The organism is Burkholderia sp. BKH01 (assembly GCF_025685725.1).
Lineage (GTDB): Bacteria > Pseudomonadota > Gammaproteobacteria > Burkholderiales > Burkholderiaceae > Burkholderia > Burkholderia pyrrocinia_C.
Genome location: NZ_JAOTQT010000032.1, coordinates 21442 through 38253, shown reverse-complemented (window position 1 = coordinate 38253; position 16812 = coordinate 21442). Strand labels below are relative to the sequence as shown.

Annotated in this window: 13 protein-coding genes; 8 read left to right on the top strand and 5 right to left on the bottom strand. The window is 67.8% G+C overall.

The window, feature by feature from the left end; all coding sequences use genetic code 11:
- Positions 1–62: 62 nt before the first annotated feature.
- Genes iolB through OEJ37_RS31065 form a run of 4 tightly spaced genes read right to left on the bottom strand, consistent with a single transcriptional unit; the run spans position 63 to position 5806 of the window.
- Positions 63–881: a 5-deoxy-glucuronate isomerase gene (gene iolB, locus OEJ37_RS31080; protein WP_263348592.1), complete on the bottom strand. Its 819-nt coding sequence runs from the start codon at positions 879–881 to the stop codon at positions 63–65.
- A 53-nt stretch (positions 882–934) separates the two neighbouring features.
- Positions 935–1864 carry a myo-inosose-2 dehydratase gene (gene iolE / locus OEJ37_RS31075; protein WP_263348590.1) on the bottom strand — a complete coding sequence of 310 codons (930 nt, stop codon included), beginning with the start codon at positions 1862–1864 and terminating at the stop codon, positions 935–937.
- Positions 1865–1919: 55 nt separating this feature from the next.
- Entirely contained in the window at positions 1920–3803 is a 1884-nt protein-coding gene (gene iolD / locus OEJ37_RS31070) for a 3D-(3,5/4)-trihydroxycyclohexane-1,2-dione acylhydrolase (decyclizing) (protein ID WP_263348588.1), read from the bottom strand.
- 47 nt (positions 3804–3850) lie between these two features.
- Complete coding sequence (locus OEJ37_RS31065; RefSeq protein ID WP_263348586.1) at positions 3851–5806, bottom strand: bifunctional 5-dehydro-2-deoxygluconokinase/5-dehydro-2-deoxyphosphogluconate aldolase; 1956 nt, start codon at positions 5804–5806, stop codon at positions 3851–3853.
- A gap of 306 nt (positions 5807–6112) precedes the next feature.
- Between OEJ37_RS31065 and OEJ37_RS31060 the strand changes: the two genes are divergently transcribed.
- The 8 genes from OEJ37_RS31060 (at position 6113) to OEJ37_RS31025 (ending at position 15185) form a co-directional block, all read left to right on the top strand.
- Positions 6113–7039, top strand: a complete 927-nt coding sequence (locus OEJ37_RS31060) for a sugar ABC transporter substrate-binding protein (RefSeq protein ID WP_263348584.1) — start codon at positions 6113–6115, stop codon at positions 7037–7039.
- A 69-nt stretch (positions 7040–7108) separates the two neighbouring features.
- Positions 7109–8704, top strand: coding sequence for a sugar ABC transporter ATP-binding protein (locus OEJ37_RS31055; protein ID WP_263348583.1), 1596 nt, complete (start codon positions 7109–7111; stop codon positions 8702–8704).
- Positions 8705–8731: 27 nt separating this feature from the next.
- Positions 8732–9757, top strand: coding sequence for an ABC transporter permease (locus OEJ37_RS31050; RefSeq protein ID WP_263348673.1), 1026 nt, complete (start codon positions 8732–8734; stop codon positions 9755–9757).
- A gap of 43 nt (positions 9758–9800) precedes the next feature.
- Positions 9801–10712, top strand: coding sequence for a sugar phosphate isomerase/epimerase family protein (locus OEJ37_RS31045; protein WP_175918745.1), 912 nt, complete (start codon positions 9801–9803; stop codon positions 10710–10712).
- 59 nt (positions 10713–10771) lie between these two features.
- Entirely contained in the window at positions 10772–11785 is a 1014-nt protein-coding gene (locus OEJ37_RS31040) for a Gfo/Idh/MocA family oxidoreductase (protein ID WP_263348580.1), read from the top strand.
- Between the two features lie 62 nt (positions 11786–11847).
- Complete coding sequence (locus tag OEJ37_RS31035) at positions 11848–12774, top strand: TIM barrel protein (protein WP_175918743.1); 927 nt, start codon at positions 11848–11850, stop codon at positions 12772–12774.
- A 57-nt stretch (positions 12775–12831) separates the two neighbouring features.
- Positions 12832–14004, top strand: coding sequence for a Gfo/Idh/MocA family protein (locus tag OEJ37_RS31030; RefSeq protein WP_263348578.1), 1173 nt, complete (start codon positions 12832–12834; stop codon positions 14002–14004).
- 296 nt (positions 14005–14300) lie between these two features.
- Positions 14301–15185, top strand: coding sequence for a MurR/RpiR family transcriptional regulator (locus OEJ37_RS31025; protein WP_174420485.1), 885 nt, complete (start codon positions 14301–14303; stop codon positions 15183–15185).
- A gap of 57 nt (positions 15186–15242) precedes the next feature.
- Here OEJ37_RS31025 and OEJ37_RS31020 read toward each other — a convergent pair whose 3' ends face one another.
- Positions 15243–16763, bottom strand: coding sequence for a CoA-acylating methylmalonate-semialdehyde dehydrogenase (locus tag OEJ37_RS31020; RefSeq protein ID WP_174420484.1), 1521 nt, complete (start codon positions 16761–16763; stop codon positions 15243–15245).
- Between the last annotated feature and the right edge of the window lie 49 nt (positions 16764–16812).

The window sequence follows — 16812 nt, the reverse complement described above, 5'->3', positions numbered from 1 at the left end:
GCAAGTCGTGTTCGCGCGCCGGCGTCGCCTCGTCACGGGCCGCGCGCTTGCCCGTGATTCGTTCAGCGCTTCGGCGCCGCGTCGAGCATCCACTCGTGCGCGGGATCGTTCTTGAACGCCCACGCGCGGCTCGGCCCGGCCATCACGTTCAGGTAATACAGGTTGTAGCCGTGCGGCGCGACGACCGGGTGATAGCCGCGCGGCACCATCACGACGTCGTGGTTCTCGACCGCGCACGCTTCGTCGAGGCTGCGGTCGTCCGTGTACACGCGCTGGAACGCAAAGCCCTGCGGCGGATCGATCCGGTGGTAATAGGTTTCCTCGAGCGAGGTTTCGTCGGGCGCCGCGTCGCGGTCGTGCTTGTGCGGCGGATAGCTGCTCGAATGGCTGGCCGGCGTGACGACCTCGACGACCAGCAGCCGGTCGGCCGCAGGGTTGTCGCCCATCAGGATGTCGCACACGTAGCGCGTGTTGGTGCCTTGCCCGCGCACCGAACGGCGCATCCGTTCGCCGTCGAGGCGCCGCACCGGCTTGTCGCCGCTCGCGGACGGCGCGGTGCACAGCGCGACTTCCGCATCGCGCGTCGCGACCAGCGTGACCGTCTTGCCGCCCGGCACGTACAGCGCGTCCGGCGACACGTCTTCGAATACGCTGTCGCGCTTGCCGAGCGCATCGTAGGTTTCGCCGTCGACGTCCGCGCGCACCGTGCCCGTCAGCACGACGACGCACAGCTCGCGCGTGCCTGTGTCGAGCGTTTCGGTGTCGCCGGCCTTCAGGCGCAGCGCGCGAAAACCGACATGCTTCCAGCCGGCCGACTCGGGCGTGACGTTGCAGATTTCGCGGTCGGCGGATGCCTTGACCAGCAGGGGAGAAATCGTCATGGGGTGGGGCTCCGCAATAGGGTAGGGCTCAAGCGTTCGGGCACTTGCGTGGCTCACGCACTCAACCGGTCGACGATCGCGCGCAGCGACTCGTAGCCCTTTTTCGCATACGCGTAGCTCGGCGCGACGGCCGGATCCTGCTCGGCCTCGACGACGAGCCAGCCTTCGTAGCCGGCGTCCTTCAGCGTGCGCAGTGTCGCGTCGTAGTCGAGCGCGCCGTCGCCGGGCACCGTGAAGGTGCCGTTGATCACGCCGTTCAGGAAGCTCCAGCCATCGTTGCGCGCCTGCGTGACGACTTGCGCGCGCACGTCCTTGCAGTGCACGTGGACCACACGCGACACGTGCTTCTTCAGCAGCGTCACCGGGTCGGCCGCGCCGCCGAAATATGCGTGGCCGGTGTCGAACAGCAGGAACACCTTCGCCGGGTCGGTCAGCGCCATCAGCCGGTCGACGTCGTCGGGCGATTCGACGTACGCGCCCATGTGGTGATGGTAGGCGAGCTTGATCCCGTACGTGTCGAGCAGGTGCGCGCCGAATGCGTCGAGGCGCGCCGCATAGCGCTGCCATGCTGCGTCGTCGACGAAGCGCGGCCGCTTCGCGACCGGCGTGTCGATGCTGCCCTGGATCGTGCCCGCGCATTCGCCGTACACGACGACCTTCACGTCGTTGTACTGCAGCTTCGTCATGTGCGCGCGGCAGCGCTCGATTTCCACATCGACCGCATCGGCGTCGGTCATGCCCGGTTCGACTTCCGCGAGGAAGCCCGAATACCAGCCCGATACGCACACGAGCCCGAACTCGGCGAGCTTCGCCTTCAGTTCGGGGCCCGTCTTCGGGAACTTGTTGCCGAGCTCGAAGCCTGCGTAGCCGATTTCGGCGCCTTCCTTCAGTGCCGTTTCGAGCGGCGTCTCGCCGCCGAGCGAAGGCAGGTCGTCGTTCATCCACGACAGGGGATTGATACCGATGCGGACGTTCCAGCTCATGACGTGATTCCTTGCTTCGAATGTGTTTTTCGCGGGGAGGGGGCAGCGCGCGGCATCAGCGCCGCTGCCGGGTCTTTGCGTCGAGATACGCGCGGTGCGCCTGCTCGACGCCGGCGCGCTCGGATACCTGCGGCACCGCGACTTCCCACCACGCGCCGCCGTCGTCGGTCGTGCGCTTGTGCGTGGTGTCGATCACGAGTACCTGGCTCGTCTTCGCCGCGCGTGCGCGCTTCATTTCGCTGCGCAGCTCGCCGACGTCGCGCACGTGCACGGCGTCGGCGCCCATCGCACGCGCATGCATCGCGAAGTCGATCGTCGAGCGCGCGCCGCCTTCCGGCACGCAGTCGTCGAGCATGTTGTTGAAGCTCGCGCCGCCACAATTCAGTTGCAGCCGCTCGATGCAGCCGTAGCCGCGGTTGTCGAGGATCACGACGATCAGCTTGCGGCCGAGCATCACGGACGTGGCGAGCTCCGCGTTGAGCATCATGTACGAGCCGTCGCCGACGATCACGATCACTTCGCGCTCGGGCCGTGCGAGCTTCGCGCCGAGGCCGCCCGCGACCTCGTAGCCCATGCACGAATACGCATAGTCCATGTGGTAGTTGCCCGGCACGCCGCTGCGCCACAGCTTGTGCAGCTCGGCCGGCAGCGTGCCGGCCGCGCACACGACGAGGTCGTCGCGCGCGCTGTCGCGCCCCGCGTCGGCCGCGGAGTCGCGCACCGCGCCGATCACTTCCGCGTCGTACGGCAGCGTGTCCTTCGGCACACGCGTCGTCAGCTCGGCCACGCGCGCGTTCCACGCGGCGGCCTGGTCGCGGTTGGCGGCCGTCCACGCCGCGTCGGCGCGCCAGCCGGCCAGCGCGGCCGACAACTGGCCGAGGCCCGTGCGCGCATCGGCGACCAGTTGCCGGCCGCGTTTCTTGCCCGCATCGAACGGCTGCACGTTCAGGCTCAGCAGCGTCGCGTCGCCGTAAAGCGCGTGCGAGCCGGTCGTGAAATCCTGCAGCCGCGTGCCGACCGCGAGCACGACGTCGGCCTGCGCGGCCGCACGGTTCGCGGCGGGCGAGCCCGTCACGCCGATCGACCCGAGGTTCAGCGGATGGTCCCACGCGAGGCTGCCCTTGCCGGCCTGCGATTCGGCGACCGGCACGCCGTGCGTGTCGGCGAACGCGCGCAGCGCGTCCCACGCCTGGCTGTACAGCACGCCGCCGCCGGCGACGATCAGCGGCTTCTTCGCCGCCTTCAGCACGTCGAGCGCATCGGCGAGTTCGAGCGGGTCGGCCGGCGGCCGGCGCATCCGGATCACCGGCGGCGCGAAGAAATCCTCGGGCCAGTCGTACGCGAAGGTCTGCACGTCCTGAGGCAGCGCGAGGCACACGGGGCCGCACTGCGCGGGGTCGGTCATCACCTGGATCGCGCGCGGCAGCGCGACGAGCAGTTGCTCGGGCGACGTGATGCGGTCGAAGTAGCGCGTGACGGGGCGGAAGCAGTCGTTCGCGCTGACGTCGCCCTGTTCGAAATTCTCGACCTGCTGCAGCACGGGGTCGGGCAGCCGCGACACGAACACGTCGCCGGGCAGCAGCAACAGCGGCAGCCGGCCGACGTGCGCGAGCGCGGCCGACGTCAGCATGTTGGTCGCGCCGGGGCCGATGCTCGACGTCGCGGCCATCATCCGCTGGCGGAAATTCGCTTTCGCGAACGCGACGGCCGCGTTGGCCATCCCTTGCTCGTTATGCGCGCGGAACGTCGGCAGCCGGTCTTTCTCGGCGTGCAACGCTTCGCCGAGCCCGGCCACGTTGCCGTGGCCGAAGATGGCGAACACGCCGCCGCAGTACGGCAGGATCTCGGTGCGGCCGTCGGGCTGGACGACTTCGGCGCGCAGGGCGGCCAGGTAGCGCACGAGCGCCTGGCTGACGGTCAGTCTCACGGTAGGGGTCATCGTCGGTCGGTGAGGAAGGATCGGATCGGTCATGACGGGCACGCGCATCAGGCCGCGGCGGCGCGCGCGGTGCCGCGGCGGCCGAGCCACGCGTCCACGAGCTGCGCGAAGTTGCCGGCGACTTCGTCGATCAGCGCCTGGTCGTCGATCCGGCCGGCAAGCCAGTTCAGCGACGCATCGGCCCACAGCGTGCGCCCGACCATGAAGCCCTTGACGATCGGGTTGGTCGCCGAGCGGAAGCTGTCGACGAGATATTGCAGCGGCTGGTTCAGCCCGAGGATCACCGCGCCGCGGCAGTAACGATCGCGTTCGGCGACCAGCGCTTCGAGCCGTGCCCAGCCGTCGGCGCTCATCGGCGTGAGCTTCCACCATTCAGGCATCACGCCGAGGTTGTAGAAGCGCGCGACCGCGCGCAGCACCGCATCGTCCTCGGTGCCGGCCGGCGTGACCGCGCGCGGCGGAATGACTTCCAGCAGCAGCTCGTTGCCGCTGGCGCGCGTGGCTTCCCACAGCTCCAGCACGCGCTGCTCCTGCTCGACGCGCAGGTCGACGTCGTCGTCGGGGTGGTAGTGAACGAGGCACTTCACGACCTGCTCGGTCGGCCAGTGCGTGAGCGACGAGCCGACCGAGCGCGTCTCGTCGAAGCGCAGCGGCCGCGAGCCCGGCAGCTCGACCGGGCGGCCGACCCACCAGCCGCGCCCGGTGGCCGACGCGAGCGCGTCGCTGCCGTACGCGCCGCCGTCGATCAGCACGCCGACGTGGCCTTCGATATGACGATCGCGCTCGACCTGTTCGGCCGCGCGCACGAGCAGGCGCTTCAGCGTCTTGATCCGCGCTTCGTCCGCGCCGGCCTGCACCGCGAGTTCGTAGAACTGGCTGCGATGGTCGAACGCCATCACGCACAGGTCGTCCCATTCGCGGCGCGGCACCGTGACGCGATGCAGGTGCGCGAGCGTGCGGTCCGCGTCGACCACGGGATTGCGGCTACCGTCGAACCAGTGTGCGAGTTCGGCCGGCGTCGGCATCGCGGCCGAGCATGCATGGCGCGACACGACGATCGCGCCGCACGCGTTCGCGATGCGCGTCGATTCGGCCCAGTCGCGGCCGCGCAGCAGCCCCGACAGCAGGCCGGACAGGAACGCGTCGCCTGCGCCGAGCACGTTGAGCACTTCGACGCGTTCGCCGAGGAAGGTCGGCGCATCGTCGATGCGCGCGGGGATGTCGCCTTCGATCACGCAGCAGCCGAGCGCGCCGCGCTTGACGACCAGCGTGGCGTTCGTGATCCCGCGCACCGCCTGCAACGAACCGATCAGGTCGTGCGGCACGCCGCCCGCGATCAGGAATTCCTCCTCGGTGCCGACCAGCAGGTCGAATTCGCCGAGCACCTGCTGCAACTGCCGCGTCACCTGCTCGTCCGGCACGTAGCGGTTTTCGCCCGCGCCGCGCGCGGTCAGCCCCCACAGCACGGGCCGGTAGTCGATGTCGAGGATCCGCACGACGCCATGGCGGCGCGCGTAGCCGAGCGCGGTCAGCGACGCTTCGCGCGTGGCCGGCGTCGAAAGGTGCGTGCCGGTGATCGCGAGCGCGCGGCAGCCGGCGATGAAGTCCTCGCGGATCTCGTCGGCGCGCACGGCCATGTCCGCGCAGTTCTCGCGCACGAACAGCAGCGGGAACGTGTCGCGATCCTTCAGCCCGAGCAGCACCAGCGCGGTGAGGCGCTCGCGGTCGGTCTGCAACTGGCTCGTGTCGCAGCCTTCGCGCTCGAGCGTCTCGCGCAGGAAGCGGCCCATCTGCTCGTCGCCGACGCGCGAGATCATCGCGGTCTTCAGCCCGAGCCGGGCGACGCCGAACGCGACGTTGCCCGACGAGCCGCCGAGATACATCTGGAAGCTGCGCGCGTCCTCCAGGCGGCTGCCGTACTGCTGCGCATAGAGATCCACGGCCACGCGGCCGAGGCAGGCGAGATCGATGGGGCGGTCACTCGGAAAGTTCAGCAGGCTCATATCACGTATCACGCTCGCGGCCGGCGTTCCGCGCTGCCGGCAGTTTAGGGGACCGATCTTCCGGCGGCGGTCCGCAACGTGCGCTGCACGACGCGAGGCTGCCTGCCGCAAGGAATCGGGCTACGGACGCAGTCTAGACTTTTTGGAAATCCAGTTCCCTAGGTGAAATCACGTAGAAATAAATTTCCAAATTTTCGAGGAAGTGATCTACAGTTTCATCCGGATGCTTCAGTCCGTATCGGACTCGGCCCGGCGGCGCGCAACGCGCCGTCTTCCGCCCCCCGGAGATGAGGAGACAGAGTGATCATGAAGACCAAGCTGATGGCCGTCGCGGCCGCCGCGATCCTGGCTGCGCCGCTCGCGCATGCCGAGAAGATCGGCGTGACGATGGCGTCGTTCGACGACACGTTCCTGACGATCCTGCGCAACAGCATCACCGACGCAGCGAAGAAGGACGGTGCGACGGTGCAGATCGAGGACGGCGGCAACGACGTCGGCAAGCAGTTGAGCCAGGTTCAGAACATGATCGCGCAGAAGGTCGACGCGATCATCGTGAACGCGGTCGACACCGACGCGACGCCGAAGATCACGAAGATGGCGACGGCGGCGAAGATCCCGCTCGTCTACGTGAACCGCAAGCCGGTCGATTTCGACAAGCTGCCGGCCGGCGTCGCGGTCGTCGCGTCCGACGAGAAGCAGTCGGGCACGCTGCAGGCGCGCCAGGTGTGCAAGCTGCTCGGCGGCAAGGGCGACCTCCTCGTGCTGATGGGCGAGCTGTCCAACGAATCGGCGCGCGCCCGCACCAAGGACATCGAGGACGTGATCGCGACGAAGGACTGCTCGGGCATGAAGATCGTCGACAAGCGCGAAGGCAAGTGGAGCCGCACGCAGGGCCAGGACATCACGATGAACTGGCTGAGCTCCGGGACCAAGTTCGACGCGATCGTGTCGAACAACGACGAAATGGCGATCGGCGCGATCAACGCGTTGAAAGCCGCGCGCAAGTGGACGCCGAAGACCGTCGTCGCCGGCATCGACGCGACGCCGGACGGCCTCGCATCGATGAAAAACGGCGAGCTGAAGGTGTCCGTGTACCAGAACGCGATCGGGCAGGGCGCGCAGTCGGTTGCCGCCGCGCTGAAGCTCGCGAAGAAGCAGAACGTCGACCGCTTCGTGAACGTGCCGTTCGAGCTCGTGACGCCGGAGAACATGAACCAGTACGCCAAGCACTGACCGGCTTTTCCGTTGAACTGCGCGGGCCCGGCCTGGCCGGGCTCGCGCGCGACTTGTCGAGGAACGTCCATGTTTACAGCCAGGATCGCGCGCCCGATGGCCGGCGTCGACGCGCCGGCCGCTTCATCCGGAGGGTCGTCCGGCGCATCCGGGTCGCCCGGTTCGCCGGCTCCTTCCGCGGCCGACTGCGTGCTCGAGGTGCGCGGCGTCGGCAAGTCCTTTCCCGGCGTCGTCGCGCTCGACGGCGTGCAGTTCCGCGTGCGCCGCGGCACCGTCCATGCGCTGATGGGCGAGAACGGCGCGGGCAAGTCGACGCTGATGAAGATCATCGCGGGCGTCTACACGCCCGATCAGGGCGAGATCCTGATCAACGGCGAACCCGTCGTGCTGAACGGCCCGCTCGATGCGCTCGATCGCGGGATCGCGATGATCCACCAGGAACTCAACCTGATGCCGTACATGACGGTCGCGGAGAACATCTGGATCCGCCGCGAACCGAAGAACCGCTTCGGCCTGATCGATCACGCGGAGCTGCGCCGCCGCACGGCCGCGCTGTTCGAGCGGCTGTCGATCGACATCGATCCGGAAACCGACGTGCGCACGCTGACGGTCGCGAGCCGCCAGATGGTCGAGATCGCGAAGGCCGTGTCGTTCGACTCGGACGTGCTGATCATGGACGAGCCGACGTCGGCGCTGACCGACAAGGAGGTCACGCACCTGTTCCGGATCATTCGCCAGCTGCGCGAGCAGGGCAAGGGCATCGTCTACATCACGCACAAGATGAACGAGCTGTTCGAGATCGCCGACGAGTTCTCGGTGTTCCGCGACGGCAAGTACATCGGCACGCATGCGTCGAGCGACGTCACGCGCGACGACATCATCCGCATGATGGTCGGGCGCGAGATCACGCAGATGTTCCCGAAGGAAGAGGTGCCGATCGGCGACGTCGTGCTGTCGGTGAAGAACCTCGCCGTCGACGGCGTGTTCCGCGACGTGAGCTTCGAGCTGCGTGCAGGAGAAATTCTCGGTGTCGCGGGCCTGGTCGGCTCGGGGCGCTCGAACGTCGCCGAGGCGCTGTTCGGCGTCGTGCCGGCCACGTCGGGCGAGATCCGGATCGACGGCAAGCCGGTGCGGATCGCGACGCCGGCGCAGGCGATGAAGCACGGGATGGCGTTCCTGACCGAGGACCGCAAGGACAGCGGCTGCTTCCTGAATCTCGACCTGCTCGCGAACATGGAAGCGGCGGTGCTCAGCAACCGCTACGTGAAGTTCAATTTCGTGCAGCAGGCGCAGTTGAAGCGCGACTGCGAGGAAATGAGCCGGATGCTGCGCGTGAAATCGCCCGGCCTGCACGAGGAGATCCAGAACCTGTCTGGCGGCAACCAGCAGAAGGTGCTGATCGGGCGCTGGCTGCTCACGCAGCCGCGCATCCTGATCCTCGACGAACCGACGCGCGGCATCGACGTCGGCGCGAAGGCCGAGATCCACCGGCTCGTCAGCGCGCTCGCCGGCAAGGGCGTCGCGGTGCTGATGATCTCGTCGGAGATGCCGGAGGTGCTGGGGATGAGCGACCGCGTGATGGTGATGCACGAAGGGCGCATGACCGGCATCGTCGAACGCAAGGACGCCGACCAGGTCCGCATCATGGATCTCGCGTCGCGTTGAGCCGAAACAAGATTGGAGACAACTGAAATGGGCAACCTGAACCCGGTCGCGGACGCGCAGTCCATGACAATCAAGTCGCGGCACACGAAGTGGCCGCCCGAGCTGAGCATCTTTCTCGTGCTGGTCGGCATCAGCCTGTTCTTCGAGATCGTCGGCTGGATCGTCGTCGGCCAGAGCTTCCTGTTCAACGCCGAGCGGCTCGAGATCATCGTGCTGCAGATGGCCGTGATCGGCATCATCGCGGTCGGCGTGAACCTCGTGATCATCACCAGCGGGATCGACCTGTCGTCGGGGTCGGTCGTGGCGGCTGCGGCGGTCGTGTCGGCGAGCCTCGCGCAGGTGTCCGACTTCCCGCGCGCGGTGTTTCCGCACCTGACCGACCTGCCGATCATCTGGCCGGTGCTGGCCGGCGTGTGCGTCGGGCTGCTGGTCGGCCTGCTGAACGGCTCGCTGATCGCGATGACGGGCATTCCGCCGTTCATCGCGACGCTCGGCACGATGGTCGCCGCACGCGGGTTCGCGAAGTGGTTCACCAACGGGATGCCCGTGTCGATGCTGACCGACCAGTTCGCGGCCATCGGCGCGGGCGCCAATCCGGTGATCATCTTTCTCGTGATCGCCGCGATCTTCCACGTCGTGCTGCGCTACACCCGCTTCGGCAAGTACACCTATGCGATCGGCGCGAACCGCCACGCGGCCGTCGTGTCGGGTATCAACGTCACGCGTCACCTGGTCTTCGTCTATGCGATCGCGGGCCTGCTGAGCGGGATCGCCGGCACCGTGACGGCCGCGCGCGCGATCTCGGGCCAGTCGGGCATGGGCGTGATGTACGAGCTCGACGCGATCGCCGCGGTCGTGATCGGCGGCACGTCGCTGTCGGGCGGCCTCGGCCGCGTGACGGGCACCGTGATCGGCGTGCTGATCCTCGGTGTGATGACGTCGGGCTTCACGTTCATCCGCATCGACGCGTATTACCAGGAGATGGTCAAGGGCGCGATCATCGTCGCGGCCGTGATCGCCGACCAGTATCGCAACAAGAAGAAGCGTCGCTGACCCTGCCGGTTCGACCGGAATCCGATATCGCCAAGGAAGCCTGATGAAGATCGCGCTGGACCCGTACATGATTCGCCACCTGCCGCTCGACCGGTTGCCGCACGCGGTGGCCGAACTCGGCTACGACCAGATCGAGTTGTCGCCGCGCAGCGATTTCCTCGACTGGTGGGTGATGCCGCGCGCGACGCGCGAACGCATGGCCGCGTTCCGCCACGCGATGCGTGCGAGCGGCGTCGGCCTCGCATCGCTGCAGCCGATGTACCGCTGGGCGAGTCCGTTCGAGGACGAGCGTCAATGGGCCGTGCGCTGCTGGAAGAAGGCGATCGAGGTCGCGCTCGAGATGGAGTGCGCGCTGATGGTGTCCGAGTTCGGGCGCGGCGCGTCGCCGGAGCGCTCGGTCGGCGAGCGGCCGGGCGCGAATCCGAAGGAGCTGTGCGAAGCCGCGTGGTTCCGGTCGATGGACGAGCTGCTGCCGATTCTCGAACGCGAGGGCATCGTGCTGTCGGTCGAGCCGCATCCGGAGGACTGGATCGAGCAGCTGCAGCCGGCGATCGACATCGTGACGAACCTCGGCTCGCCGTCGCTGAAGCTGTCGTATATCGCGCCGCACACGTTCTACTACGGCGACGACATGGCCGCGATGATCGCGCAGGCCGCGCCGATCCTCGCGCACGTGCGCGTGGCCGACACCTTCGACCACCGCAAGAGCAGCCAGCTGCGCTACATCGTGAACCCGCCGGGTTCGAACCAGATCCGCGTGCACCAGCATCTCGACATCGGGCAGGGTGAGATCGACTGGGACGTGTTTTTCCGCGCGCTGGGCGCCGCGGGCTTCGACGGCGTGATGTCGTCGTGCGTGTTCGCGTGGGAGGACCGCGCGGAAGCGTCGTCGCGCTACATGCGCGACACGATCCAGCGCTACGTCGATCGTCATTTCGATCGCACGGCGCGCTGAACGATTACTGACCGGTGCGGCATGGGCCGCGCCGCTGATGAACGACTGGAGAATCATAGATGACCTTGCAAATCGGCGTGATCGGTTGCGGCGCGATCGGCCAGGACCATATCCGCAGATTGACCCGCACGCTGTCCGGCGCGCGCGTGGTTGCCGTCAACGACATCGATCCGCAGCAGGCGCGCGATGCGGTGACGAAGTACGGGCTCGATGCCGAGATCTACGGCGACGGCCATGAAGTGGTCGCGGCCGCCGACGTGCAGGCCGTGCTCGTCACGTCGTGGGGGCCGACGCACGAAGCGTTCGTGCTCGACGCGATCGCGCACGGCAAGCCCGTGTTCTGCGAGAAGCCGCTCGCCGTCACGGCCGACGGCTGCATGCGGATCGTCGAAGCGGAAGTCGCGCACGGCAAGCGGCTCGTGCAGGTCGGCTTCATGCGGCCGTACGACGAAGGCTATCGTGCGCTGAAGCGCGTGATCGACAGCGGCGAGATCGGCGCGCCGCTGATGCTGCATTGCGCACACCGCAACCAGTCGGTCGGCGAGCGCTACACGACCGACATGGCGATCACCGACACGCTGATCCACGAGCTCGACGTGCTGCGCTGGCTGCTCGGCGAAGATTACGCGAGTGCGCAGGTCGTTTATCCGAAGAAGACGCGCCATGCGTCCGCGCATCTCGCCGATCCGCAGATCGTGCTGCTGGAAACCGCGAGCGGCGTGCGCATCGACGTCGAGATTTTCGTGAACTGCCAGTACGGCTACGACATCCAGTGCGAGGTGGTCGGCGAGCAGGGCATCGCGAAGCTGCCGGATCCGCCGGCCGTGGGGCTCAAGCATGCAGCGCGGCAATCGGTCGACATCATGACCGACTGGAAGGAGCGCTTCATCGCGTCGTACGACGTCGAGCTGCAGGCGTTCATCGACGGCGTGCGGCAGCGTGCGCTCACCGGCCCGTCGGCCTGGGACGGCTACGCGGCGGCGGTCGCGGCCGACGCGTGCGTGCGAGCGCAAAAGAGTGGCGCGGTCGAACCGATCGCGATGGCCGAACGCCCCGCGTTCTATCGCGGCTGAACCGTGGCCGCGTCGCGACGACTCGTGCGGCCGTGCGCCGCTTTCCTGCCGGACTGACCGACATGACGATGAAGATTGGTTGCGCACCCTGCTGCTGGGGTGTCGACGACGTGAAGAACCCGCACCTGCCGCCGTGGCGGCACGTGCTCGCCGAGGCCGCGCAGGCCGGCTACTCGGGCATCGAGCTCGGGCCGTACGGCTATATCCCGCTCGAACTCGACGTGGTGAGCGCCGAGCTCGAGCGGCAGCGCCTGAGCATTACCGCCGGCACGATCTTCGACGATCTCGTATCGCCGGAGAACCTGCCGAACCTGCTGCGCCAGACGCGCGAGATCTGCGCGCTGATCACGCGGCTGCCGAAGCTGCCGACGCAGGACGGGCAGCGCTACGCGGCGCCGTACCTGGTCGTGATGGACTGGGGCCACGAAGAACGCGATTACGCGGCCGGCCACGCCGATCGCGCGCCGCGGCTGTCCGACGAACGGTGGGCGCGGATGGTCGAGCACATCCGGCAGATCGCGACGATCGCGCGCGACGAGTTCGGCGTGCGCGCGGTGATCCATCCGCATGCGGGCGGCTACATCGAGTTCGCGGACGAGATCGACCGGATCGTCGCGGATCTTCCGGCCGACACGGTCGGCCTCTGTCTCGATACGGGGCACCTGTACTACTCGGGCATGGACCCGGAAACATGGCTGCGCCGCCATGCGGCGCGTCTCGACTACGTGCATTTCAAGGATATCGACAAGGCCGTGTACGACGCGGTGATGGGCGAGCACATCGCATTCTTCGCCGCGTGCGCGCGCGGCGTGATGTGCCCGATCGGCACCGGCGTGCTCGACTACCGGTCGATCCGGCGTGCGCTCGACGACATCGGCTACGCGGGCTACATCACGATCGAGCAGGAACGCGACCCGCGCAATGCGGGCACGAGCCTGCGCGACGTCGCCGCGAGCCGCGCGTTTCTCGCGTCGGCCGGCTTCGCATGAACATTCGCATGAACACCTGAACCACCGAACACCCGAACACGGACCAGGAACACCACCATGATTGACGGACAGATTCTGCTTGGACATTCGATTCGCTGGGGCATGGTCGGCGGCGGGCTCGGCAGCCAGATCGGCTACAGCCACCGGTCGGCGGCGTTGCGCGACGGCAGTTTCGAGCTGGTCGCCGGCGCATTCGACATCGATCCCGAACGCGGCCGCCAGTTCGGCGTGAAGCTCGGCGTCGCGTCCGAGCGTTGTTATCCCGACTACGCGACGATGTTCGACGCCGAGGCGCGCCGCCCGGACGGCATTCGCGCGGTGTCGATCGCGACGCCCAACAACACGCACTTCGAGATCTGCCGCGCCGCGCTGAACGCAGGGCTGCACGTGGTCTGCGAGAAGCCGCTGTGCTTCACGACCGACGAGGCCGAGACGCTGCAGCGGCTGTCGATCGAGAAGAACCGGATCGTCGGCGTCGCATACGGCTACTCGGGTCACCAGATGATCGAACAGGCGCGCGAGATGATCGCGCGCGGCGATCTCGGCGAGATCCGCATCGTGCAGATGCAGTTCGCGCACGGCTTCCACAGCGAAGGCGTCGAGGCCGCGAGCGCGGCCGCACGCTGGCGCGTCGACCCGAAGTTCGCGGGCCCGAGCTACGTGCTCGGCGACATCGGCACGCATCCGCTGTACATCTCCGAGGTGATGGCGCCGGAGCTGAAGATCCGGCGGCTGATGTGTTCGCGGCAGAGCTTCGTGAAGAGCCGCGCGCCGCTCGAGGACAACGCGTTCACGATCATGGAATACGACACGGGCGCGATCGGCTACGTATGGTCGAGCGCGGTCAACGCGGGTTCGATGCACAGCCAGAAGGTGCGCGTGATCGGTTCGAAGGCGAGCGTCGAATGGTGGGACGAGCATCCGAACCAGTTGCGCTACGAAGTGCAGGGGCAGCCCGCGCAGGTGCTCGATCGCGGGATGGGCTACCTGCATCCGAATGCGTTGCGCGAGGATCGCATCGGTGCCGGACATCCTGAAGGGCTGTTCGAGGCCTGGTCGAATCTCTATGCGCGCTTCGCGCTCGCGATGGACGCGGCCGATCGCGGCGACGCCGCGACGCTGAAGGGCATCCGCTTTCCGGACGTCCATGCGGGCGTCGAGGGCGTCCGATGGGTCGAGAACTGCGTGCGCTCCGCCGACGCGGGCGGCGTGTGGGTCGACTATCGCTGAGCAGGGCCGGCAGGCAGGCCGCGGTGCGCCGCGCGCCGCTTTGCGCCGGCCGTCGGCCTCGGCAGACTCGGTAGACACCCTAATCTTTACGACGCCGCGAGAGCGTTGGACAATCGTTTCCAGTCTTGCCGTGGAGCGTGTGCAGGTGATGATCGAGCGCGTGGGAGCGAAACGCGCGGCGCGGGCCGTGCCGCAAACGTGATTAAATTCGCCCTTCATGCATGTATCCAGGTGAGCCTCGGGCCGCGTCCGTCAGCATCGCGCGCGCACCGGGGCCGTCAACTTCGCGCCATCCGATGAGTTCATCCGAGAAACCTCCCGCCACCGTCGAGCAGTTCCTGCAGCATCTGACACAGGAATACGACGGCCTCAGCAATCGCCTGAAGGTCATTGCGCGCCACGTGGAAACGCATCGGGACCAGCTGGGCCTGGAAGGCATCCAGTCGCTGGCGGAGGCGTGCGGCGTCCAGCCGTCGGCGGTCGTGCGCTTCGCGAAGCATTTCGGCTTCTCCGGCTTCTCCGAGATGCAGCGGTTGTTCCGCGAAGGGCTCGCGCAGCAGATCGCGCCGGGGCGCGCATACAATCTGCGGTTGCGCGACGTGATCGAATCGGGCTCGTCGAGCCTGCAGCCCGAGCAGATCGCCGACGAATTCATCAAGGGCAGCATTGCCGGGATGCAGCAGCTGCGGCAGACGCTCGACCCGCAGGCGCTCGCGCAAGCCGTCGAACTGCTCGCCGACACGCAGGCGATCTGGATTGCCGGCTCGCGGCGCGCGTTTCCGATCGCCGTGTATCTCGACTACGCGCTGCAGCACACCGACAAGCGCATCGGGCTGTTCAGCGCGCTCGGCAGCATGCATCTCGGGCAGATCCGGTCGGTGCGCAACGGCGACGTGATGATCGTCATCTCGTTCATGCCGTATGCGGACGAGACCGTGCAGGTCGCGCAGCAGGCCGTGCAGCGCGGCGCGCGCCTGATCGCGATCACCGACAGCCGGATGAGCCCGCTCGCGCGGGAGGCCGAGGTGACGCTGATGGTGCAGGACAGCGAGACGTTCGGGTTCCGCGCGCTGACGGCCACGATGGGCCTCGCGCAGAGCCTGTTCGTCGCGCTCGCGTACCGGCTCGAACTGTCGTACCTGCCGACCGCCGGCGGTGCGCACGGCAAGAAGGCCGGCTGACGCATTCTGCCGGTGCACCGCCCGCCGATCGGTCGGGCGGGCGGCCCACCGGCCTGCTTACTTCGCGGTCGGCATCGCGAATTCGGCACCCTTGCCGATACTCGACGACCAGCGCTGCATCACCGACTTCTGGCGCGTGTAGAAGCGCACGCCTTCCTCGCCGTACGCGTGCATGTCGCCGAACAGGCTCTTCTTCCAGCCGCCGAAGCCGTGCCACGCCATCGGCACCGGAATCGGCACGTTGATGCCGACCATCCCGACCTGGATGCGCCGCGCGAATTCGCGCGCGATGCCGCCGTCGCTCGTGAAGCACGACACGCCGTTGCCGAACTCGTGCGCGTTGATCAGGTCGACCGCTTCGCCGAAATCCTTCACGCGCACGCAGCCGAGTACGGGCCCGAAGATTTCCTCCTTGTAGATCCGCATGTCGGGCGTCACGTGGTCGAACAGCGTGCCGCCGGTGAAGAAGCCCGCCTCGCGGCCCGGCACGCGCAGCCCGCGCCCGTCGACCACCAGTTGCGCGCCTTCGCTCACGCCTTGCTCGATATAGCCTTCGATGCGCTTCAGCGCGTCGCCGGTGACGATCGGGCCCATCTCGACTTCCGGTTGCATGCCGTCGCCGATCACCAGCTTGCGCGCGCGTTCGGCGACCGCCGGCACGATCCGGTCGGCCACGTCGCCGACCAGCACCGCGATGCTGATCGCCATGCAGCGCTCGCCGGCCGACCCGTACGCGGCGCCGATCAGCGCGTCGACCGCCTGATCGATGTTCGCATCGGGCATCACGACGAGATGGTTCTTCGCGCCGCCGAGCGCCTGCACGCGCTTGCCCGACTGTACCGCGCGCTGCTGCACGTAGGCCGCGATCGGCGTCGAGCCGACGAAGCTGACGGCCTGCACGTCCGGGTGGTCGAGCAGCGCGTCGACCGCGTCCTTGTTGCCCTGCACGACGTTGAACACGCCGGGCGGCAGCCCGGCCTGCGTGAGCAGGTCGGCGATGAACAGCGCCGCCGACGGGTCGCGCTCGCTCGGCTTCAGCACGAACGTGTTGCCCGTCGCGATCGCGACCGGGAACATCCAGCACGGCACCATGCACGGGAAGTTGAACGGCGTGATGCCCGCGACCACGCCGAGCGGCTGGCGCATCGTCCAGTTGTCGATGCCGGTGCTGACCTGATCGGTGAAGTCGCCCTTCAGCAGTTGCGGCACGCCGCATGCGAATTCGACGATGTCGATGCCGCGCGCGACTTCGCCCTGCGCATCGGAGAACACCTTGCCGTGCTCGGCCGTGATGATTGCCGCGAGCGTGTCGCGGTGCTCGTTCATCAGTTGCAGGAAGCGGTGCAGCACACGCGCGCGGCGGATCGGCGGCGTCTCGGCCCAGGCCGGGAACGCGGCGTGGGCCGATGCGACGGCCCGCTGCACTTCGTTGTTATCCGCGAGCGCCACGCGGCGCACCGCGCGGCCGAGCGCCGGGTTGAGGACGTCCTGGAAGCGGCCGCTGCGGCCGGCGACGGCTGCGCCGTCGACATAGTGGCCGACGTCGGCGTCGGACGTGTACGCGGGAACCGGATTCATCGTGTCTCCTGGGGATGAGGGGGGAACGGAACCTAGTCTAGGGAAACCG

Bases quoted from the DNA above. Each gene is read 5' to 3' on its own strand.
- OEJ37_RS31025 (WP_174420485.1), top strand. From the start codon at position 14,301: ATGAGTTCATCCGAGAAACCTCCCGCCACCGTCGAGCAGTTCCTGCAG.
- OEJ37_RS31065 (WP_263348586.1), bottom strand. From the start codon at position 5,806: ATGAGCCTGCTGAACTTTCCGAGTGACCGCCCCATCGATCTCGCCTGC.
- iolB (WP_263348592.1), bottom strand. From the start codon at position 881: ATGACGATTTCTCCCCTGCTGGTCAAGGCATCCGCCGACCGCGAAATC.
- OEJ37_RS31030 (WP_263348578.1), top strand. From the start codon at position 12,832: ATGATTGACGGACAGATTCTGCTTGGACATTCGATTCGCTGGGGCATG.
- iolE (WP_263348590.1), bottom strand. From the start codon at position 1,864: ATGAGCTGGAACGTCCGCATCGGTATCAATCCCCTGTCGTGGATGAAC.
- iolD (WP_263348588.1), bottom strand. From the start codon at position 3,803: ATGACCCCTACCGTGAGACTGACCGTCAGCCAGGCGCTCGTGCGCTAC.
- OEJ37_RS31040 (WP_263348580.1), top strand. From the start codon at position 10,772: ATGACCTTGCAAATCGGCGTGATCGGTTGCGGCGCGATCGGCCAGGAC.
- OEJ37_RS31060 (WP_263348584.1), top strand. From the start codon at position 6,113: ATGAAGACCAAGCTGATGGCCGTCGCGGCCGCCGCGATCCTGGCTGCG.
- OEJ37_RS31055 (WP_263348583.1), top strand. From the start codon at position 7,109: ATGTTTACAGCCAGGATCGCGCGCCCGATGGCCGGCGTCGACGCGCCG.
- OEJ37_RS31035 (WP_175918743.1), top strand. From the start codon at position 11,848: ATGACGATGAAGATTGGTTGCGCACCCTGCTGCTGGGGTGTCGACGAC.
- OEJ37_RS31020 (WP_174420484.1), bottom strand. From the start codon at position 16,763: ATGAATCCGGTTCCCGCGTACACGTCCGACGCCGACGTCGGCCACTAT.
- OEJ37_RS31050 (WP_263348673.1), top strand. From the start codon at position 8,732: ATGGGCAACCTGAACCCGGTCGCGGACGCGCAGTCCATGACAATCAAG.
- OEJ37_RS31045 (WP_175918745.1), top strand. From the start codon at position 9,801: ATGAAGATCGCGCTGGACCCGTACATGATTCGCCACCTGCCGCTCGAC.